The following is a 15209-nucleotide window of genomic DNA, read 5'->3' as shown; positions in this document are numbered from 1 at the left end:
TGGTTCTTGCGAAATCCCTCACATCCGCTATGCATATATTCGGTACGACAAGCCTATGGAACGTCGTCGTCGATGAGCGAGTCGCCCCCCAAGCAGGGACCGGATAGCGATCTTTCCTGGCTGGATGCCGGGGGCGAGGCCGGGGCGCTCATACGCGCCTTCGACTGGAGCGCCACCGGGCTCGGCCACATCGGACAGTGGCCGCAGAGCCTGCGCACGGCCACGGCCCTGTTGCTGCTCTCGCCGGTACCGATCGTGCTGCTGTGGGGCGAGCGCGGCATCATGATCTACAACGACGCCTATTCCGTCTTCGCGGGCAGCCGCCATCCGCGCCTCCTGGGCTCGGAAGTTCGCAAGGGCTGGGCGGAGATCGCCGACTTCAACGACAACGTGATGCGGGTCGGCCTGGCAGGCGGCACGCTGGCCTATCGGGACCAGGAACTCACGCTCGAACGGCATGGCAAGCCGGAGCCCGTGTGGATGAACCTGGACTATTCGCCGGTGCTCGACGAGACCGGGCGGCCGGGCGGCGTGATCGCCATCGTGGTGGAAACCACCGAGCGCGTCCGCGCGGAACAACGCGTGCGCGAAAGCGAAGAGCGCCTGCGCTTCCTCGACGAGCTGGGCAAGCGCACGGCCGAAACGACCGATGCCGACCGGATCATGGCGATCACCGCGCGCATGCTCGGCGAGTATCTCGACGTATCGGTCTGCGCCTACGCCGACATGGATGCGGACGAGGACGGCTTCACCATCCGCGGCGATTGGGCGACGGATGGCGCGACGAGCATCGTCGGCCACTACCGGCTCAGTGCTTTCGGCAAGCGCGCCGTGCACGAGCTGCACGCCGGCCGACCGCTCGTGCTGCACGACAATGCCGCCGAACTCCACCCCGACGAAGCCGCGACCTTCCTGTCGATCGGGCTGGCCGCCACCATCTGCATGCCCCTCATCAAGGAGAACCGCCTCACCGCGCTCATGGCCATCCATGATGCGTCGCCCCGGTGCTGGACGCCGCGCGAACTCGCGCTGCTCGCCGAAGTCTCCGAACGTTGCTGGGCGCACATCGAACGCGCGCGTGCCGAAGCCGTGACGCGGGACGGCGAGCGGCGATTCCGCGAGGAGTTGGAAGCCCAGGTGGCCGAACGCACCGCCGCGCTGGAGCGCAGCGAGGCGAACATCCGCACCATCTTCGAAACCTCGCATCTCTACCAGGGGCTCATGTCGGCGGACGGCACGCTGCTCTACATCAACGGCACGGCACTGGCCGGCATCGGCGTCACGCTCGAGGACGTGGTCGGGCTTCCGTTCTGGCTCACGCCGTGGTTCACCGATACGCCGGGCATGTCCGACACGGTGGAGGCGGCCGTGCGCCGCGTGGCCGGCGGTGCCACCGAGAACATCAGCATGACGCTCACCCTGCCCACGGGCGTGCGGGCGTTCGATTTCTCGCTTCGTCCGGTGGTGAACGAGCGCGGCGACGTCACCGCCATGGTGCCCGAAGCGGTGGAGAAGACCGCTCGCATCAAGGCGGAACAGGCGCTGATGCAGGTGCAGAAAATGGAAGCGCTCGGCAGCCTCACGGGCGGCATCGCGCACGACTTCAATAACCTGCTGATGGCCGTCCAGGGCAGCCTCGAATTGCTTCGCGAGCGCATGCCGCAGGAGCCCCTGCTCCTTCGCCTGCTCGACAATGCGCGCGCCGGCGCGGAACGAGGCAGCTCGCTCACCGGCCGCATGCTGGCCTTCGCACGGCGACAGGAACTGAAAACCGAGCGCGTCGACCTCCGCGCGCTGGTCGACGGCATGGCCGACCTGATGCAGCGTTCGCTGGGTTCCACGGTGACCGTCGAGACGCACTTCGGCCCGCGCCTGCCAGCCGTGGAAGTCGACGCGAACCAACTCGAAACCGCCCTGCTCAACCTGGCGGTGAACGCACGCGACGCGATGGACGGCGCGGGCCGGCTGGTGATCGCCACCGACGAGGTGTGGTTACAGGACTCCCTGGCGCAACTCGCCCCGGGCCATTACGTGCGCCTGGCCCTCTCCGACTCCGGCAGCGGCATGGACGAGTTGACGCTCAAGCGCGCGACGGAACCGTTCTTCACCACCAAGGGCGTCGGCAAGGGCACGGGACTCGGACTGTCGATGGTGCACGGACTGGCCGAGCAGTCGGGCGGCGCGCTCTTGCTGCACAGCGTGCCCGGGGAAGGCACCACGGCGGAGATCTGGCTACCGGCCGCCGATGGCCCGGCATCCGCGCATCGCCTGCCGGACGATGCGATGCCCCTGTTGAGGATGGGCGACGGGCACCTGCGCACCGTGCTCAGCGTCGACGACGACGATCTCGTGCGGTCCACCACCGTCGAGATGCTCGAAGATCTCGGCTACCGCGTCTTGTCCACGTCATCGGCGGAAGAGGCCTTGCGCGTGCTCGAACGGATGCCGGTGGACCTGGTGATCACCGACCACGCCATGCCGCGCATGACGGGCGCGCAACTGGTGCTCCGCCTCCAGGAGCGCTGGCCGACGTTGCCGGTGATCATGGCGACCGGCTATGCGGAACTGCCCATGGGCACGCAACTGGAGATTCCGCGGCTGGCCAAGCCGTATTCGCAGGCGGCGTTGGCCGAGATCGTGCATCGCACCCTGGACGGTCGCATCACTTCGTCGCGATAGCCTGCGGCAACGCGGTGTTTTTTTCGATGTAGGCCGTCATCTCCGCATCCGGCGCGTCATCGGCCCGTCCGCCGATATGACGGTGCAACATGTCCGCCATCAGGTAGAACCCCGCCTCCCTCGCCACGGCACGTTCATTGACATGCCCGGCGTCGGGATCGACCACCAGCGTCACGTCGCGACCGAGCAGATGCAGGTTCGCCGCATAACCCAGCACCCCGCGCAAGGCGACGCGCTGGTCGCGGCCTCCGGCGATCACGAGCAATGGACGCCTCATGCGCGACGCATTCGACAACGGCGATTGCGCGTGCAGCCGCTGCATGGCGACCGGGTCGGCCAGGTCCAACGACATCGCCGCCATCCAGCGTTCATAGGGCAATTCGCGCGAAAGCCGGTTCGCTTCCGGCGTGCGACCGATCCAGGTCAGGTCCCAGGCGAAATCCGCCGGTGGCACGAAGGCGACGCCCGCCTTGAACAGATCCGATTGCCAGGTCAGGGCCAGCAGCGTGGTGTACCCGCCGAACGAGGCACCCACCATCGCGACGCGGTCGGCGTCCCCTATCCCCGCATCGAGGAGCGCGTGCACGCCTTCCTCGATGTCGCGCTGTACGCGACCGTTGCCGAAATCGCCGCGGGGCGCCAGGAGATAATCCCTGCCGAACCCCGTGGAGCCGCGGAAGTTGGGCTCGAACACCACGTAGCCACGATTGGCGAGAAACGCCGAATAACCCGCGCCGAATTCGTCGGGATCGACATGGTTCCATGGACCGCCGTGCACCAGCACGGCGACCGGGAGACGGCTTGCGTCCTCACCGGGCGGAATGCGGACGAAGCCGTGCAGCCGCATCCCGTCGGACGCGGTCCACTCGAACGGCAGCTGCCGCGCCATCGTGTGTTCGGGAAGCCAACGTCCCGGCCGGCCGTCGCGGGCATGGCGCGGCGCGTCCATGAGTATCTCGGTCAGACGTCCCGTCGCCGTATCGAACAGATGGTAACGCGCCCCTTGCATCGCCCCGCCCCGCTCTCCCACGAGCCAATGCGAGCGGCCCGTATCGAAGGACAGCGCACGCCGCGGGAGAGCACGTTCGATCGTCCGCAGGCGTTCGGCGGTCACCTCGTCCAGTGCCGTGCTGCTGGCGACGGCGCCGCGGAAGGTGAGGATCGCAGGCAGCCCGTCTTCGGGACGCGCCGAGACGTCGTCGACGTCGGCCTGTCCGTCGGGATCGGCGGCGATCTCCTGGAGCGTGCCGTCGGCGCGCAGGCGTTGCAGCCGGCGAAGATCGCCGCCCACGTCGCCGAGGAGGTAGACCCGGTCACCTTCGCCCACCACGGGCCATAAGGTGCATCGACGCAACACCTCGCAACGCAGGACGTCGGTGCGTCGTCCCGACGCGTCGATTCGCGTGGTGACGATCGACGTGTCGCGCATGTGCTGCACGTAGGCCAGCCGCTCGCCGGCGAAGGCGTAACCGACGATGCGTCGCGGGCTTTCCTCGAGTACCGTCGATGCACCGCTCACGTCGATGCGCGACAGGCGCCAGCCCGCGGGACGCCCCAGCGAATCGAGGGTCCGTTCCCGCACGAGGACCGCCGCCCGGGACGGATCGGGGTCGAGGAATTCGCGTGCTTCGGGGCCACCCAGCAGCGCGAGTACCCGCGCGCCCTGGCCCAGGGCCGACAGGACCGACAGCCTGCCCGGCGCTGCGACGACCAACCACCGGCTGTCACGCGTCCACGCGACCCGCGTGGCTTCCGTGTGCGCCAGCAGCATGCGCTCCCTGCCCGTGGCGACGTCGAGGATCCAGACGCTCCGCGCAACGTCGTCGCCGCGCAGGAACGCCACGCTCCCGCCATCGGGCGCCATCGCCGTCGCGACGATGGACGGCGTCTGGAGAAACGCCTCGCGAGGATATCGCGGCGCGACGGGACGAGCCGCCTCGGCGCGTACGTCGCGCCGGAAATCGTTACCCAGGATCGGCATCGAGAAGGCGAGCGCGAGGAGCGCTCCCAGCCAGGGCCGGAACGTGATCATGACGAGTATCTCCGGTGGTCGATCAGGCGGTGGCGGGCACGTTCGCCGTTTCGTGTTCGACGGCAGGCACGATCAAGCCCAGGCTGACGACGGCGGGTGGACCGATCAGTCCGCACGCTACCGTCCACGCCATGCCGGCCGTGGGAGACATGCGACGCCTGCGCACCATCCACGCGCCGGCCAGCAGGCTTGCCAGCATCGCCATCGCCGCCCATAGCCGCACGACTCCGGGAACGGAAGGCGCATCGGTACGCTGCGTGGGATCGGTATCGGCGAAGAGATGCGTGGCGACCTCGCGTACGACGTACATCGCGGGAGACGGCCACCAGCTCCGGTACCGGTGCGGCAAGGGGTAGTCCGAGCCCATCGTCCGCGTGGCGACGGGAACGACCTTGCCCGCGTCGTCGACCCACAGCACCGTCTGATACGGCGGGACGCCGCGCATGTCGGAGGCGTGCCAGGTAAACGTGAACGAGAGCAGGTAACCGTCAACGGCTTCCACCAGCTCGGCGCGGGTAAGGTCGCCCGGCGCGCCGGGTATCGCGATGCGCTGGCGCGGTGCGAGCAAGCCGTCGCCGTCGACGAGATGGCGACCGTCGAAGAGATAGATCGCCTTGTCGCCCCGCACCACAAGATTGCCGCCCATCGGCGTGACGCCGAGCAGGTATTCCCCTTCGGGCAGGGCGATACGCGGTACGACGCGGCGCACCGACGACGCATAGCGGTAGAGCATGTTTCCCGCGACGATCGTCACGTCGCCATGCGTCATGCCCGGCAGCGGATCGGTCACGGTGGGAATCGCGGGGAACGCGTGGCCATCGGTGCCGATTCCCAAGGTTCCCACGCCGCGACCGTCGGCGATGTTCCTTCCTTCGTAGCGCATGGCGGCATGGCTGAAGGTCCAGCGAACGCGAGCGTCGTCGTCGTCGAATTCGGCATCGACGCCGTTGCTCATCGCCCCGCGCACGGGCAGGTCGACGAAGAGGCGGCCCATCGCGTGAACCTCGGACAAGGCGACCTGCTCGCGCCACAACGCCGCGTCGGCGAGCGTGGCGCCCGCGAGCCCCGCCAGCATGCGCTCGCGCGGCGCCATGCGCTCGGTTTCCGTGTAACCGCCACGCGGCGGCGCCACCGTGTTCGCCGGATGCGTGCCAAGCATGATCCAGAGCAGTTCGGCGAGGAACGCCAGCAGGAGGATGCCGACGTAGACGCCGACCTGCACGGGCAACGCCACGAGTACCGTCGAAAGGACGCCGCGTGGCGGTGCGCCGAGATCGGGTCGGAACGCGACCAGCACCATGGCGATGCCGCACGCGCACGCCAGCAGTTGCACGCCGATGGCACCGAGGCCTGCGGCGTGCGCCGAACCGATCCAGAACAGCAGCACCAGCGCGCTCGCCGAATAACGCCGATTGGCCAGCATGCCGTAAGCGCCGGCGGCGTATCCGCACAGGGCGATGAGCCATCCGCCCAGGGGGAGCATCACATGGCGCGGATCGACGACGCGTGCCGTGCCCCATGCCTGCCAGGCTACCGCCGCCAACGTCGGCAGGGCGATGGACGCGGCCAGCCCCGCCCCCGCCGTCGCGAGCAGCGCGATGGCGATGCGCCTGGGCGCCAGGGGACGATGCAGGAGGTTGAGCCACTGGTTGGGCCTGCGCCAGGTACCCATCTGGTGCAGACCCAGCAGCCCTCCCGTGAGCGCATAGACCCCGGCGAAGAGGCGATACACGTTGAGCGGCTGCTGCCCCAGGTCGACCAGGCGGTTGAAGAACACCAGAACGAGGACGTGGGCGATCGCGAAGGCGAGAAACCACCAACGGTAGCGCATCCATTCGGAACGGGCGATGTCGAGCATATCTGTCTCCTCAGGCCGCGGTGGGCATCGCGTGGTGCTTGGCGAGAAACCCGTTGACCGCGCGGTCGAGGCTCACCGGCATGGCATGCACGTCGCGCGCGCCGCAACTGCGCAGGAACTCCGCGAAGTCGTCGCCCTGGTCGAGTACGAGGTAGTGATGCAGTCCGTCGATGCGTTGCGCCTCGAGCAGGCCCGGCACCTGCCGCGGATCGGGGCCGCGAAAGGGGATGTCGGCCACCCAGCAGGACACGCGGGCGCGGAAGTCGTCGGGCGGGGACATGTTTCGCAGCGCGCCACGCTCCATGATGATGAGGTTGTCGGCCACCCGCTCGATTTCCTCCATCTGGTGCGAGCAGTACACCACCGTGCAATCGCGCGTGGCGTTGGAGTAGAGCAGGGTTTCCAGGAAGGCGCGCTTGGCGACCACGTCCAGGCCGAGCGTGGGCTCGTCGAACACGAGCAGCTCGGGCTGCTGCGCGAGGGTCAACGCGAGGTTGAAGCCCGCACGTTCACCGCGCGACAGCTGCGAGACCTTCTGGCCGCCCAGCACGTTGTAATGTCCGATCGTTTCGTCGAACGCATCCTGGCTCCAGTGTCGGTACAGGCGCCGCTGCATGGCGGTGACCGCGGCCACCGTCATCCAGCCGGGCAGGGTGTGTTCTTCGTTGACGAAGCCGATACGCTCGCGGTCGGCGGGCGTCAGCGCACGGCAATCGCGACCGAGGATGGACGCGTCGCCCGACGTGGCCGGCATGAAACCCAGGAGGATGCGAAACAACGTGGACTTGCCCGCGCCGTTCGCGCCGACGATGGCGTGGATGTTGCCGCGCTCGATGACGAGATCGAGGTGGTCGATCGCCATCTTCCGGCCGTAACGCTTGCACAGCGCACGGGTACGAATGACCGGTTCGTCGTTCATGCGAATGCCCCTCCCCTTGTTCAGGCCGTTTTCTTCGCCAGGATCGCCAGCGCCTTTTCCAGGCGCTCGAGCGCACGGTCGGGCGGGTAATCCAGCGCCACCACTTCATGCACGAAGGCCTGCACGGCATCGTCCATGCGCCGGTCGCGCTCGGCACCGCTCCATCGCTGGCGCGGCTCGGCGACGTAAAGCCCCAGCCCCTGGCGCGACTCCAGCCAGCCTTCGGCGGTCAGTTCCGCGTAGGCCTTGGCGACCGTGTTCGGGTTGATGGTGAGCTGCTGGGCCAGGCCGCGGACGCTGGGCAGTTGCGCGCCCGGGCGAAGTTCGCCGGTGGCGATGCGCATGCGCACGGCGTCGACGATCTGCCGGCCGATGGGACGGGAATCGCCCGTGGCGATCTGGATGGGCAATGCCTGGGTACGGGCCATCTTTGGTGTGCCATGTGTACTAGTTCATGTAGTACAGCATGAGCGCACGGGGGCGGTCAACCGTGACTGATGGGTGGAGATACCGCTCCGCCTGCATTCGCCGATACGATCGGCTCCCACCCCTTCGGTAGTCAGTCCGCTACCGAAGGGGTGGGAGCCGATCGTATCGGCGAAGGGGTCGCGAATGCCTTACCTGGTGGCCGTTTCTTTCGGGGCCAACCGGTACCGCTGCTTGCCGTACGCCCAGCTCGGCCACAGCGCATGCGCCAGCACCGCTTTCTCCAGCGTCGGATCGACCGCCTCCGGCTCGAGCTTTTCGCCGTCGATCACGTAGCGGTACTGCGCGGCGGGCTGGTTGGGACGCAGCACGACGAGCGTGTCGTCCTTCAGATAACCGTAGTTGTCGCCGTACTGCATGATCGCGCGGTCGGGATAGCGCTTCGTGAGGTCCGCGCCGAGCATCGGATGCTCGCTGCTGATGCCGATGAGCGAGAGCAAGGTGGGCGCGAGGTCGACCTGGCTCACGATGTGGTCGTCTTTCTTCACCGGCACGCCCGCGCCGAGGATCAGCGCTGGGATGTGGAAATGGCGGACCGGCACCAGGCTCGCGCCGAACACGCGCGCGTCGTGGTCGGCCACGATGAGGAACACGGTGTGGCTCCAGTACGGCGACTGCTTCGCTTTCTCGAAGAAGCGGCCGATCGACCAGTCGGCATAGCGCACGGCATTGGCGTTGCTGGCCGGTTCGCCCTGCGGCTGGATGCGACCGGCGGGGTATTCCCACGGCGTGTGGTTGGACACCGAGAAGGCCACGGTCAAGGTGGGCTTGTCGCCGTCGTCGAGCAACCGCTGGTGCAGTTCCTTGAACATGTCTTCGTCGGAGGCGCCCCACGAACCCACGAAGCCCGGCTTCGTCTCGAAGTTGGCGCTATCGACCACTTCGTTGAAACCGTTGCCGAAGAAGAACGAACGCATGTTGTCGAAATGCGCCTCGCCGCCGTAGAGGAAGCGCGTGTGATAGCCGAAGGTGTCGAGCAAGGCCCCGAGCGTGAAGAAATCGCGCTGGCTGCGCGGCAGTTTCAGCACGGCTTCGGCGGGTGTGGGCAGGAAGCCGGTGGTGACGGCCTCCAGTCCGCGCGCCGAGCGCGTGCCCGTGGCGTAGGTGCGGGTGAGCCACCAGCCGTCGTTCGAGAGCTTGTCCAATTCGGGCGTGTAGCCCGCGCCGCCGAGGCTACCCACGAACTGGGCGCCGAGGCTTTCCTCGAGGATGATCACGAGGTTGAGCGGCTTGCCGCCCTGGCGGGTGGCCTCCTGCTTGTGCAGGCTCGGATACCGCGGATCGAGCGGCGGGCCGTCGAGGCCTGCCGTCGCCCGCACGATGCCGTTCATTTCGGCCTCGTCCATCTTGCCGTACACCGCCGAGGCCGACCGCTCGTTACCCAGCGCGATGGCCGCGTTGAGCACGTTGTAGAGCGAGTTCAGAGGCAGGGTGTTGACCATCGCGTCGTTGGTGAAGGCCACCTGCGACGCGTTGAGCGGACGGTGCTGCAAGGTACCGCGGCCGGCCAGGAACAGCACGGCGAAGGTCAGCGCGGTGACCACCGGCCGCCACACGAAACGCATGGGACGACGGTCGGGCGAGCGCGTGGGCAACAGGCGGAAACCGATCCAGCCGATCAGCAGGAGCGCCACGAGACCGGCGCCCACCGAGAGCTTGTAGCCGTGCCAGAGCATGGCGGCCACTTCGTTCGGGCTGGTGAGGTACTCGAAATACAGGCGATTGGGACGCGTGTCGTATTCGACGATGAACTGGGGCGTGGACACCTCCAGCAACGCGAAGAGCAACCACCACACGCGATACCACCATGCGGCGATGCGCGTGGGCCACGCGCGATGGCCGAGCCAGGGCGAGAGCAGCGCCGGCAGGGCCACCACCATCGCCACCAGCGAAAGATCGATGCGCCAGCCGCCGAACAGCACCGGCCAGAGGCCGCCGGCATCGTGGACGCGCGACCATTGCCACAGCGAAAGGCCGAGGCGTGACAGCGTGAGGAAAACCAGGATGGCGGCGAGGAAACGCCATGTAAGCTTGCGCAAGGCTCGAATCCGGCAGGTGGGCGCGGTGGCCACCGCGCGGATTGGGGAAAAATCCCATGGTACGGGCTCGTGACTCTACACTCCATGCCCTGTCAGCAACTTACGGCAGCCTTTCAGGCGCCTCATGAGGATCGACGATGTTCAGACTGGCCCAGGCCGAACCGATCGCCACGGGACACGTGCGCGAGGTTTACCAGCACCCGGACGATCCGGATCTGCTGATCAAGGTCATTTCCACCGCGTCCATCGCCGAGCGCTGGGACAACGGCCCCTGGATCCGCCGCCTGGCCCGCAGCGGCCCCTACAAGGACTTCGTGCGCGAGTTCCGCGAATACGTCACCAGCATCCACAAGGGCGACTACGCCACCTCGCCGCTGGCGCGCGTGGTGGGCATCGAGATGACCGACATCGGCCTGGGCCAGGTGGTGGAGAAGGTGCGCACGCCGGACGGACGGCTCGCCCCCACCCTGCACGCCTGGGTGCAGGCCGAGGGCTTCACCGACCGCACGCGGGCCGCGCTGGAGGAGTTCTACGCCCGCCTGCTGGCCCACGACGTGATCGCGGCCGACCTGCACGCGTGGAACGTCGTCTACGGCGAGGATTCGCGTGGCGGCCCACGGTTGATCATGATCGATGGGTTCGGCGAGAAGAACCTGATCCCGCACTGCTCGATGAGCCGGTCGCATAACGCGTCGCGCACGAAGAAGAAGTACGAACGCATGCTTGCACGCACGCGAGCCGAGGCGCCCAAGCCTTAGGCGTACGAACGCCGCCGGCGGGCGGCCGATCCGTTCGCCATACCGAGGCGCGCCCCTCGGGCGCGCCAGGGAAGCTTCGACTTGCCTGTTGACACGACCTACTAGTAGGTAGAGTATGCGATCCGTGGCCACGCGCCGCGTCGTGTTTCGACCTTCCCCCGATAGCCCGCCGGGCCGGCTCCCCCCGCCGCCCCCACCAAGGAGATCCGCATGCACATCCATCGTTCCAGGTTCCTCACCCTCTGCGTCGCCACTGCCTTGCTACTCGTCGGTGCCTCCGCGGCGGCCGCCGCCGGCGCCGACATGGTGCGCGTACGCGGCACCGTCACCTCGTTCTCGGGCAATCAGCTCCAGGTGCAGTCGCGCGAAGGCAAGCCCGTCACCGTGACGCTGAAGGACGGCTGGAAGATTTCGGCCGTGGCCAAGGCCAAGGTCGGCGACATCAAGAGCGGCGACTACGTCGGCATCGCCTCGCTGCCGAAGGCGGAGGGTGGGGACGGCGCCCTCGAGGTGCTGATTCTGCCGCCGCAGCTCAAGGGCCTGGGTGAGGGCAGCTACGGTTGGGATCTGAAGCCCAACAGCACCATGACCAACGCGACCGTGGGCGACCTGGTGAAGTCGGTCGACGGCAGCACGGTCACGATGACCTACCAGGGCAAGGAAAAGAAGATCTCGGTGCCCAACGGCACGCCGGTGGTGACGCTGGCGCCGGCGACCCCGGCCGACCTCACGCCGGGCGCGGTGGTCTTCATTTCCGCCGAAAAGAATGCCGACGGCAGCGTGGTCACCGGCCAGGTGGTCGTGGGCAAGAACGGCGTCGTTCCTCCCATGTAACATCCAACGCACGGGCCGGCCGTCCGGCTGGCCCGTGCAGGAGGACCGCCGCATGTCCGCTTCCGTCCCGACCGACGCCGTTGCACCACCGACACGCCGCTACGTGCGGCGGCACTCGCTGACGGTGCGCATCACCCATTGGCTCAACGTGCTGTGCCTGTCGTGCCTGCTGCTCAGCGGCCTGCAGATCTTCAACGCGCACCCGCGCCTGTACTGGGGCAAGTTCGGCGCCGATCCCGACCACGCGTTCCTGTCGATCGGCAGCACGACCACGGGCAACGACCTTCACGGGTATCTCCAGCTCGGCAGCCTGCGCATCGAGACCACCGGCGTGCTCGGCGTGTCAGGCGAAGACGGCAGCCCGACCGCCCGCGCCTTTCCCACCTGGCTTACGGTGCCGTCATATCACGATCTCGGCGCGGGACGTCACTGGCACTTCTTTTTCGCCTGGCTGCTGGTGACCAACGGCCTGGTCTACCTCGTCCACGGCGCCTTGCGCCGCCATTTCCGCCGTGACCTCCTGCCCGACCGCGACCAGTTGGCCCCGCGCCACCTGTGGCGCGAGATACGCGACCATGCGCGCCTGCGTTTCGCCCATGGCGCGGAGGCCCGCCGTTACAACGCCTTGCAGAAGATCAGCTATCTGGCGGTCATCTTCGTGCTGATTCCGCTCATGGTGCTGACTGGCCTGACCATGTCGCCGGGACTCGATGCCGCGTTCCCGTTTCTTCCCGGCTTGTTCGGCGGACGGCCGTCCGCGCGGTCGCTGCATTTCATCACCGCGACGCTGCTGGTGGCGTTCGTGGTGGTCCACGTGGTCATGGTGCTGGTATCGGGCGTGTGGAACAACCTGCGGTCGATGGTGACCGGCCGCTACGCCATCGATGATGAAGGAGCCGAATCGTGAGCCTCGATCCGTCGCGTCGACGTTTTCTCCGCGGCATCGCCCTGGGCACCGGAGCCCTCGCCCTCGCCGGCTGCGACCGCATCACGGAGAGCGCAAGCGGTGACGCCGTGCTGGGTCAAACCGAGAAGCTGACCCTGGGCGCCCAGCGGTTGCTGCAAGGCCGGCACGCGCTCGCTCCCGAATACACCGAGGCCGATCTCTCGCCGGTGTTTCGCGCGAACGGCTCGCAAATGCCCGACTCGGACGAGTACGCCCAACTCCTCGAACACGGTTTCGCCGACTGGCGGCTACAGGTCGACGGGCTGGTGCAACGGCCGCAGCGGCTGTCGCTGGCGGAACTCAAGCGATTTCCCTCGCGCACGCAGATCACCCGCCACGATTGCGTGGAGGGATGGAGCGCGATCGGAAAGTGGCAAGGCGTCCCGCTGAAACACGTGCTGGACGTCGCCGGCCTGAAGCCGGGCGCGCGCTTCGTCGTGTTCCATTGCGCCGACGAACTGGAAAAGACACTCGACGGCAGCGGGCGTTACTACGAGAGCATCGACCTGGTGGACGCCTACCATCCGCAGACGATCCTCGCCTATGGCATGAACGGCAAGGACCTGCCCGTCGCGCACGGCGCGCCCTTGCGCCTGCGGGTGGAACGCCAACTGGGCTACAAGCAGGCCAAGTACCTCATGCGCATCGAGGTGGTCGACAGTTACGCCGCGCTCTTCGGCGGCGAAGGCGGGTACTGGGAAGACCGCGGTTACGAGTGGTACGCCGGCATCTGATCCTCCGGCGTCCCGCGATCAATCGGTCGAACGGGCCGACACCGGCGCATCCACGCAACCGGGACGGAAGGCGTCACCCGGAAGCAACGACATGCTCATGCGATTGGCGTTGCCCAGGTGCCGCACCTTCCCGTCGATCACGCAGCGGTCGATCGCCTGGTCGTTGATGAGGATCCAGCGGTGCGCGGGATCGGCCGCCTGCCATGCGCGTGCGTCGCGTAACTGCTCGGTGGCGTCGCGCGCGAAACCGAATTCGGCCACCGGGCGGCGCGCCTGCAGGAGGATTTCCTCGCGCCAGGACACCAGCCCCAGTTGGCCGTCCGGGCCGATGGCCTCGTCGGCCTCGGTCATCAGCTGGCTCGTCGACTGGTTGCCGTCGAGCAGGGGATAGCTGCCCATCGGCCAGATGATCCAGCCCAGCGCGATGCCGCCCAGCAACGCGGCCACGCCACGACGCGGCCGGAAGACCCCTGCCGAAACGAGGAAACCGGCACCGACCAGGGCCACGCAGATCCACAACGCGGCGCCGTGGTTCGGCAGCTCATATCCGTCGGCCAGGCGCTGTGCGATCTTCGGCGCGGTCTTCCATGCCCACAGCCCCGCGCCGCCGAACACCGCCGCGCAGGCGATCGCCAGCCAGAACCCGAGCCGCTGCAGCCAGCGGGTCTTCAGCAGTTCGCCGACGTAGGGCGCCATCGCCAACGCGACCATCGGCAGCGCGGGCACCAGGTAGATCTCGCGCTTGCCGCGCGGAATGGAGAAGAACACCAGCACCAGTACGAACCAGAGCAGCGGCATCCACACGCGCGGATCGCGCAGGCGCCACGCGTCGCGCCAGCGCGGCACGATGAAGACGGCGAGGAGCCACGTGGGTATCCACGTGCGCAGGATCACCAGCAGGAAGAACCACGGCTTCTCCTCGTGCATCCACGAGTTCGCGTAGCGGTCGGCGGTCTGGTGGAAGAGGATGTCCTGCACGTAGGCGAGGTACTCCGGCGTGCCCTTGCCGTAGGCCGTGGCCAGCATCGGCACCAGCCAAAGCGCGATGGCGAGCAGGAAGGCGAGCGCGCCGCCGGCCCAGCGCCAACCGTCGCCCCGGGTGAGCGTGACGCCCGGCCAGCGGCGCATGCGCATTCCCACGTAGGGCAGCAGCATCAGCAGGGCGATGACGCCCACGCCCTTGGTGATCACCCCCAGGCCGGCCGCGAAGCAGCCCAGCCAGTACATGCGCCAGTTCGGCCCGCGCAGGCAATGGACGAGGATGCCGGCGTTGCCCAGGGTGATCCAGAACAGGTTCAGCGGATCGATCTGCGCGTGCTTGACCACTTCGACGAACTGCATCGACGCCAGCACGATGGCGGCGGCGTACAGGCCGGTGCGGGCATCCCACAGGCGACGGCCGAGGTACCAGAGCACCGCGAGCGTGCCCAGGCCGGAGAACAGCGAGGTGAGCAGGAAAGCGCCGCGCCAGCCGCCGGTGAGCCACATCCAGAAGGCTTCGGTCCACATCAGCACCGGCGGCTTGTCGGCGTAGAGTTCCATGCCGCGGTGGGGGAACAGCCACTGGCCGGATTCGAGCATCTGCCGGGCCACGAGCGCGAAGCGGGGCTCGTCGGGCGGCCAGGGCCCGCGCATGCCGATGCCGGCGGCCAGCACCACCAGGGCGATGAGCATGAACCAGCCGAATTCGCGGCGAGAAGAACGTTCGTCGTGGGAGAGCATGCAGGCCGTGGCTGGTCGGGTCTGCGACCATGCTAGCGGACGGCCCTGTCGAGACCCTTACAAACTCCTTATCGTTTTTCGGCAAGGGGTTGCTTGAGAGGGGTGTCGCAAGCCTCCGCTCGAGACGCTGGGCTCCTGCCTTCGCAGGAGCGACGTGAGGTTTTTCTGAATGTCATCGTGAAACTTGCATCGCGTCGCTCCT

Annotated in this window: 11 protein-coding genes; 5 read left to right on the top strand and 6 right to left on the bottom strand. The window is 67.6% G+C overall.

What is annotated here, in order from left to right:
- The first annotated feature begins 72 nt into the window (after positions 1-72).
- Positions 73-2679: a GAF domain-containing hybrid sensor histidine kinase/response regulator gene (locus L2Y94_RS00840; RefSeq protein WP_247372317.1), complete on the top strand. Its 2607-nt coding sequence runs from the start codon at positions 73-75 to the stop codon at positions 2677-2679.
- Here L2Y94_RS00840 and L2Y94_RS00835 read toward each other — a convergent pair.
- The 5 genes from L2Y94_RS00835 to L2Y94_RS00815 all read right to left on the bottom strand — a co-directional run bounded on the left by L2Y94_RS00835 (position 2663) and on the right by L2Y94_RS00815 (position 10013).
- A complete protein-coding gene (locus tag L2Y94_RS00835) occupies positions 2663-4711 on the bottom strand; it encodes a S9 family peptidase (protein WP_247372316.1) in 2049 nt (682 codons plus the stop codon). The genes L2Y94_RS00840 and L2Y94_RS00835 overlap by 17 nt on opposite strands.
- A 22-nt stretch (positions 4712-4733) precedes the next feature.
- The gene (locus tag L2Y94_RS00830) at positions 4734-6569 is read right to left on the bottom strand and encodes a hypothetical protein (RefSeq protein ID WP_247372314.1); all 1836 of its coding nucleotides are present in this window, start codon (positions 6567-6569) and stop codon (positions 4734-4736) included.
- Between the two features lie 10 nt (positions 6570-6579).
- Entirely contained in the window at positions 6580-7488 is a 909-nt protein-coding gene (locus L2Y94_RS00825) for an ABC transporter ATP-binding protein (RefSeq protein WP_247372312.1), read from the bottom strand.
- Positions 7489-7508: 20 nt separating this feature from the next.
- Complete coding sequence (locus tag L2Y94_RS00820; protein ID WP_247372309.1) at positions 7509-7916, bottom strand: GntR family transcriptional regulator; 408 nt, start codon at positions 7914-7916, stop codon at positions 7509-7511.
- A gap of 189 nt (positions 7917-8105) precedes the next feature.
- Positions 8106-10013 (bottom strand): LTA synthase family protein, encoded by a 1908-nt coding sequence (locus L2Y94_RS00815; protein ID WP_247372307.1) that lies wholly within the window; start codon positions 10011-10013, stop codon positions 8106-8108.
- 137 nt (positions 10014-10150) lie between these two features.
- Here L2Y94_RS00815 and L2Y94_RS00810 point away from each other — a divergent pair, with 137 nt between their 5' ends.
- From L2Y94_RS00810 to L2Y94_RS00795, 4 genes are all read left to right on the top strand, one after another.
- Positions 10151-10771, top strand: coding sequence for a YrbL family protein (locus L2Y94_RS00810; RefSeq protein WP_247372305.1), 621 nt, complete (start codon positions 10151-10153; stop codon positions 10769-10771).
- A 210-nt stretch (positions 10772-10981) separates the two neighbouring features.
- Positions 10982-11605 carry a hypothetical protein gene (locus L2Y94_RS00805; protein WP_247372303.1) on the top strand — a complete coding sequence of 208 codons (624 nt, stop codon included), beginning with the start codon at positions 10982-10984 and terminating at the stop codon, positions 11603-11605.
- 52 nt (positions 11606-11657) lie between these two features.
- Positions 11658-12512: a cytochrome b/b6 domain-containing protein gene (locus tag L2Y94_RS00800; protein ID WP_247372301.1), complete on the top strand. Its 855-nt coding sequence runs from the start codon at positions 11658-11660 to the stop codon at positions 12510-12512.
- A complete protein-coding gene (locus L2Y94_RS00795) occupies positions 12509-13285 on the top strand; it encodes a molybdopterin-binding protein (protein WP_144911711.1) in 777 nt (258 codons plus the stop codon). The genes L2Y94_RS00800 and L2Y94_RS00795 overlap by 4 nt, the downstream gene beginning before the upstream one ends.
- A gap of 18 nt (positions 13286-13303) precedes the next feature.
- On the opposite strand, the gene L2Y94_RS00790 is transcribed toward L2Y94_RS00795, so the two are convergent.
- Positions 13304-15007 carry an ArnT family glycosyltransferase gene (locus L2Y94_RS00790; protein WP_247372299.1) on the bottom strand — a complete coding sequence of 568 codons (1704 nt, stop codon included), beginning with the start codon at positions 15005-15007 and terminating at the stop codon, positions 13304-13306.
- Positions 15008-15209 lie beyond the last annotated feature (202 nt).

Origin of the sequence: Luteibacter aegosomatis, from assembly GCF_023078455.1 — a bacterium.
GTDB classification, from domain to species: Bacteria; Pseudomonadota; Gammaproteobacteria; order Xanthomonadales; family Rhodanobacteraceae; genus Luteibacter; species Luteibacter aegosomatis.
The sequence above is the reverse complement of the archived record's forward strand: the minus strand, read 5'-3'. Positions and strand labels throughout refer to the sequence as shown.

What these genes read in the sequence shown, in the direction of transcription:
- L2Y94_RS00840 (WP_247372317.1), top strand. Translation starts at nt 73, where the DNA reads ATGAGCGAGTCGCCCCCCAAGCAGGGACCGGATAGCGATCTTTCCTGG.
- L2Y94_RS00835 (WP_247372316.1), bottom strand. Translation starts at nt 4,711, where the DNA reads ATGATCACGTTCCGGCCCTGGCTGGGAGCGCTCCTCGCGCTCGCCTTC.
- L2Y94_RS00830 (WP_247372314.1), bottom strand. Translation starts at nt 6,569, where the DNA reads ATGCTCGACATCGCCCGTTCCGAATGGATGCGCTACCGTTGGTGGTTT.
- L2Y94_RS00825 (WP_247372312.1), bottom strand. Translation starts at nt 7,488, where the DNA reads ATGAACGACGAACCGGTCATTCGTACCCGTGCGCTGTGCAAGCGTTAC.
- L2Y94_RS00820 (WP_247372309.1), bottom strand. Translation starts at nt 7,916, where the DNA reads ATGGCCCGTACCCAGGCATTGCCCATCCAGATCGCCACGGGCGATTCC.
- L2Y94_RS00810 (WP_247372305.1), top strand. Translation starts at nt 10,151, where the DNA reads ATGTTCAGACTGGCCCAGGCCGAACCGATCGCCACGGGACACGTGCGC.
- L2Y94_RS00805 (WP_247372303.1), top strand. Translation starts at nt 10,982, where the DNA reads ATGCACATCCATCGTTCCAGGTTCCTCACCCTCTGCGTCGCCACTGCC.
- L2Y94_RS00800 (WP_247372301.1), top strand. Translation starts at nt 11,658, where the DNA reads ATGTCCGCTTCCGTCCCGACCGACGCCGTTGCACCACCGACACGCCGC.
- L2Y94_RS00790 (WP_247372299.1), bottom strand. Translation starts at nt 15,007, where the DNA reads ATGCTCTCCCACGACGAACGTTCTTCTCGCCGCGAATTCGGCTGGTTC.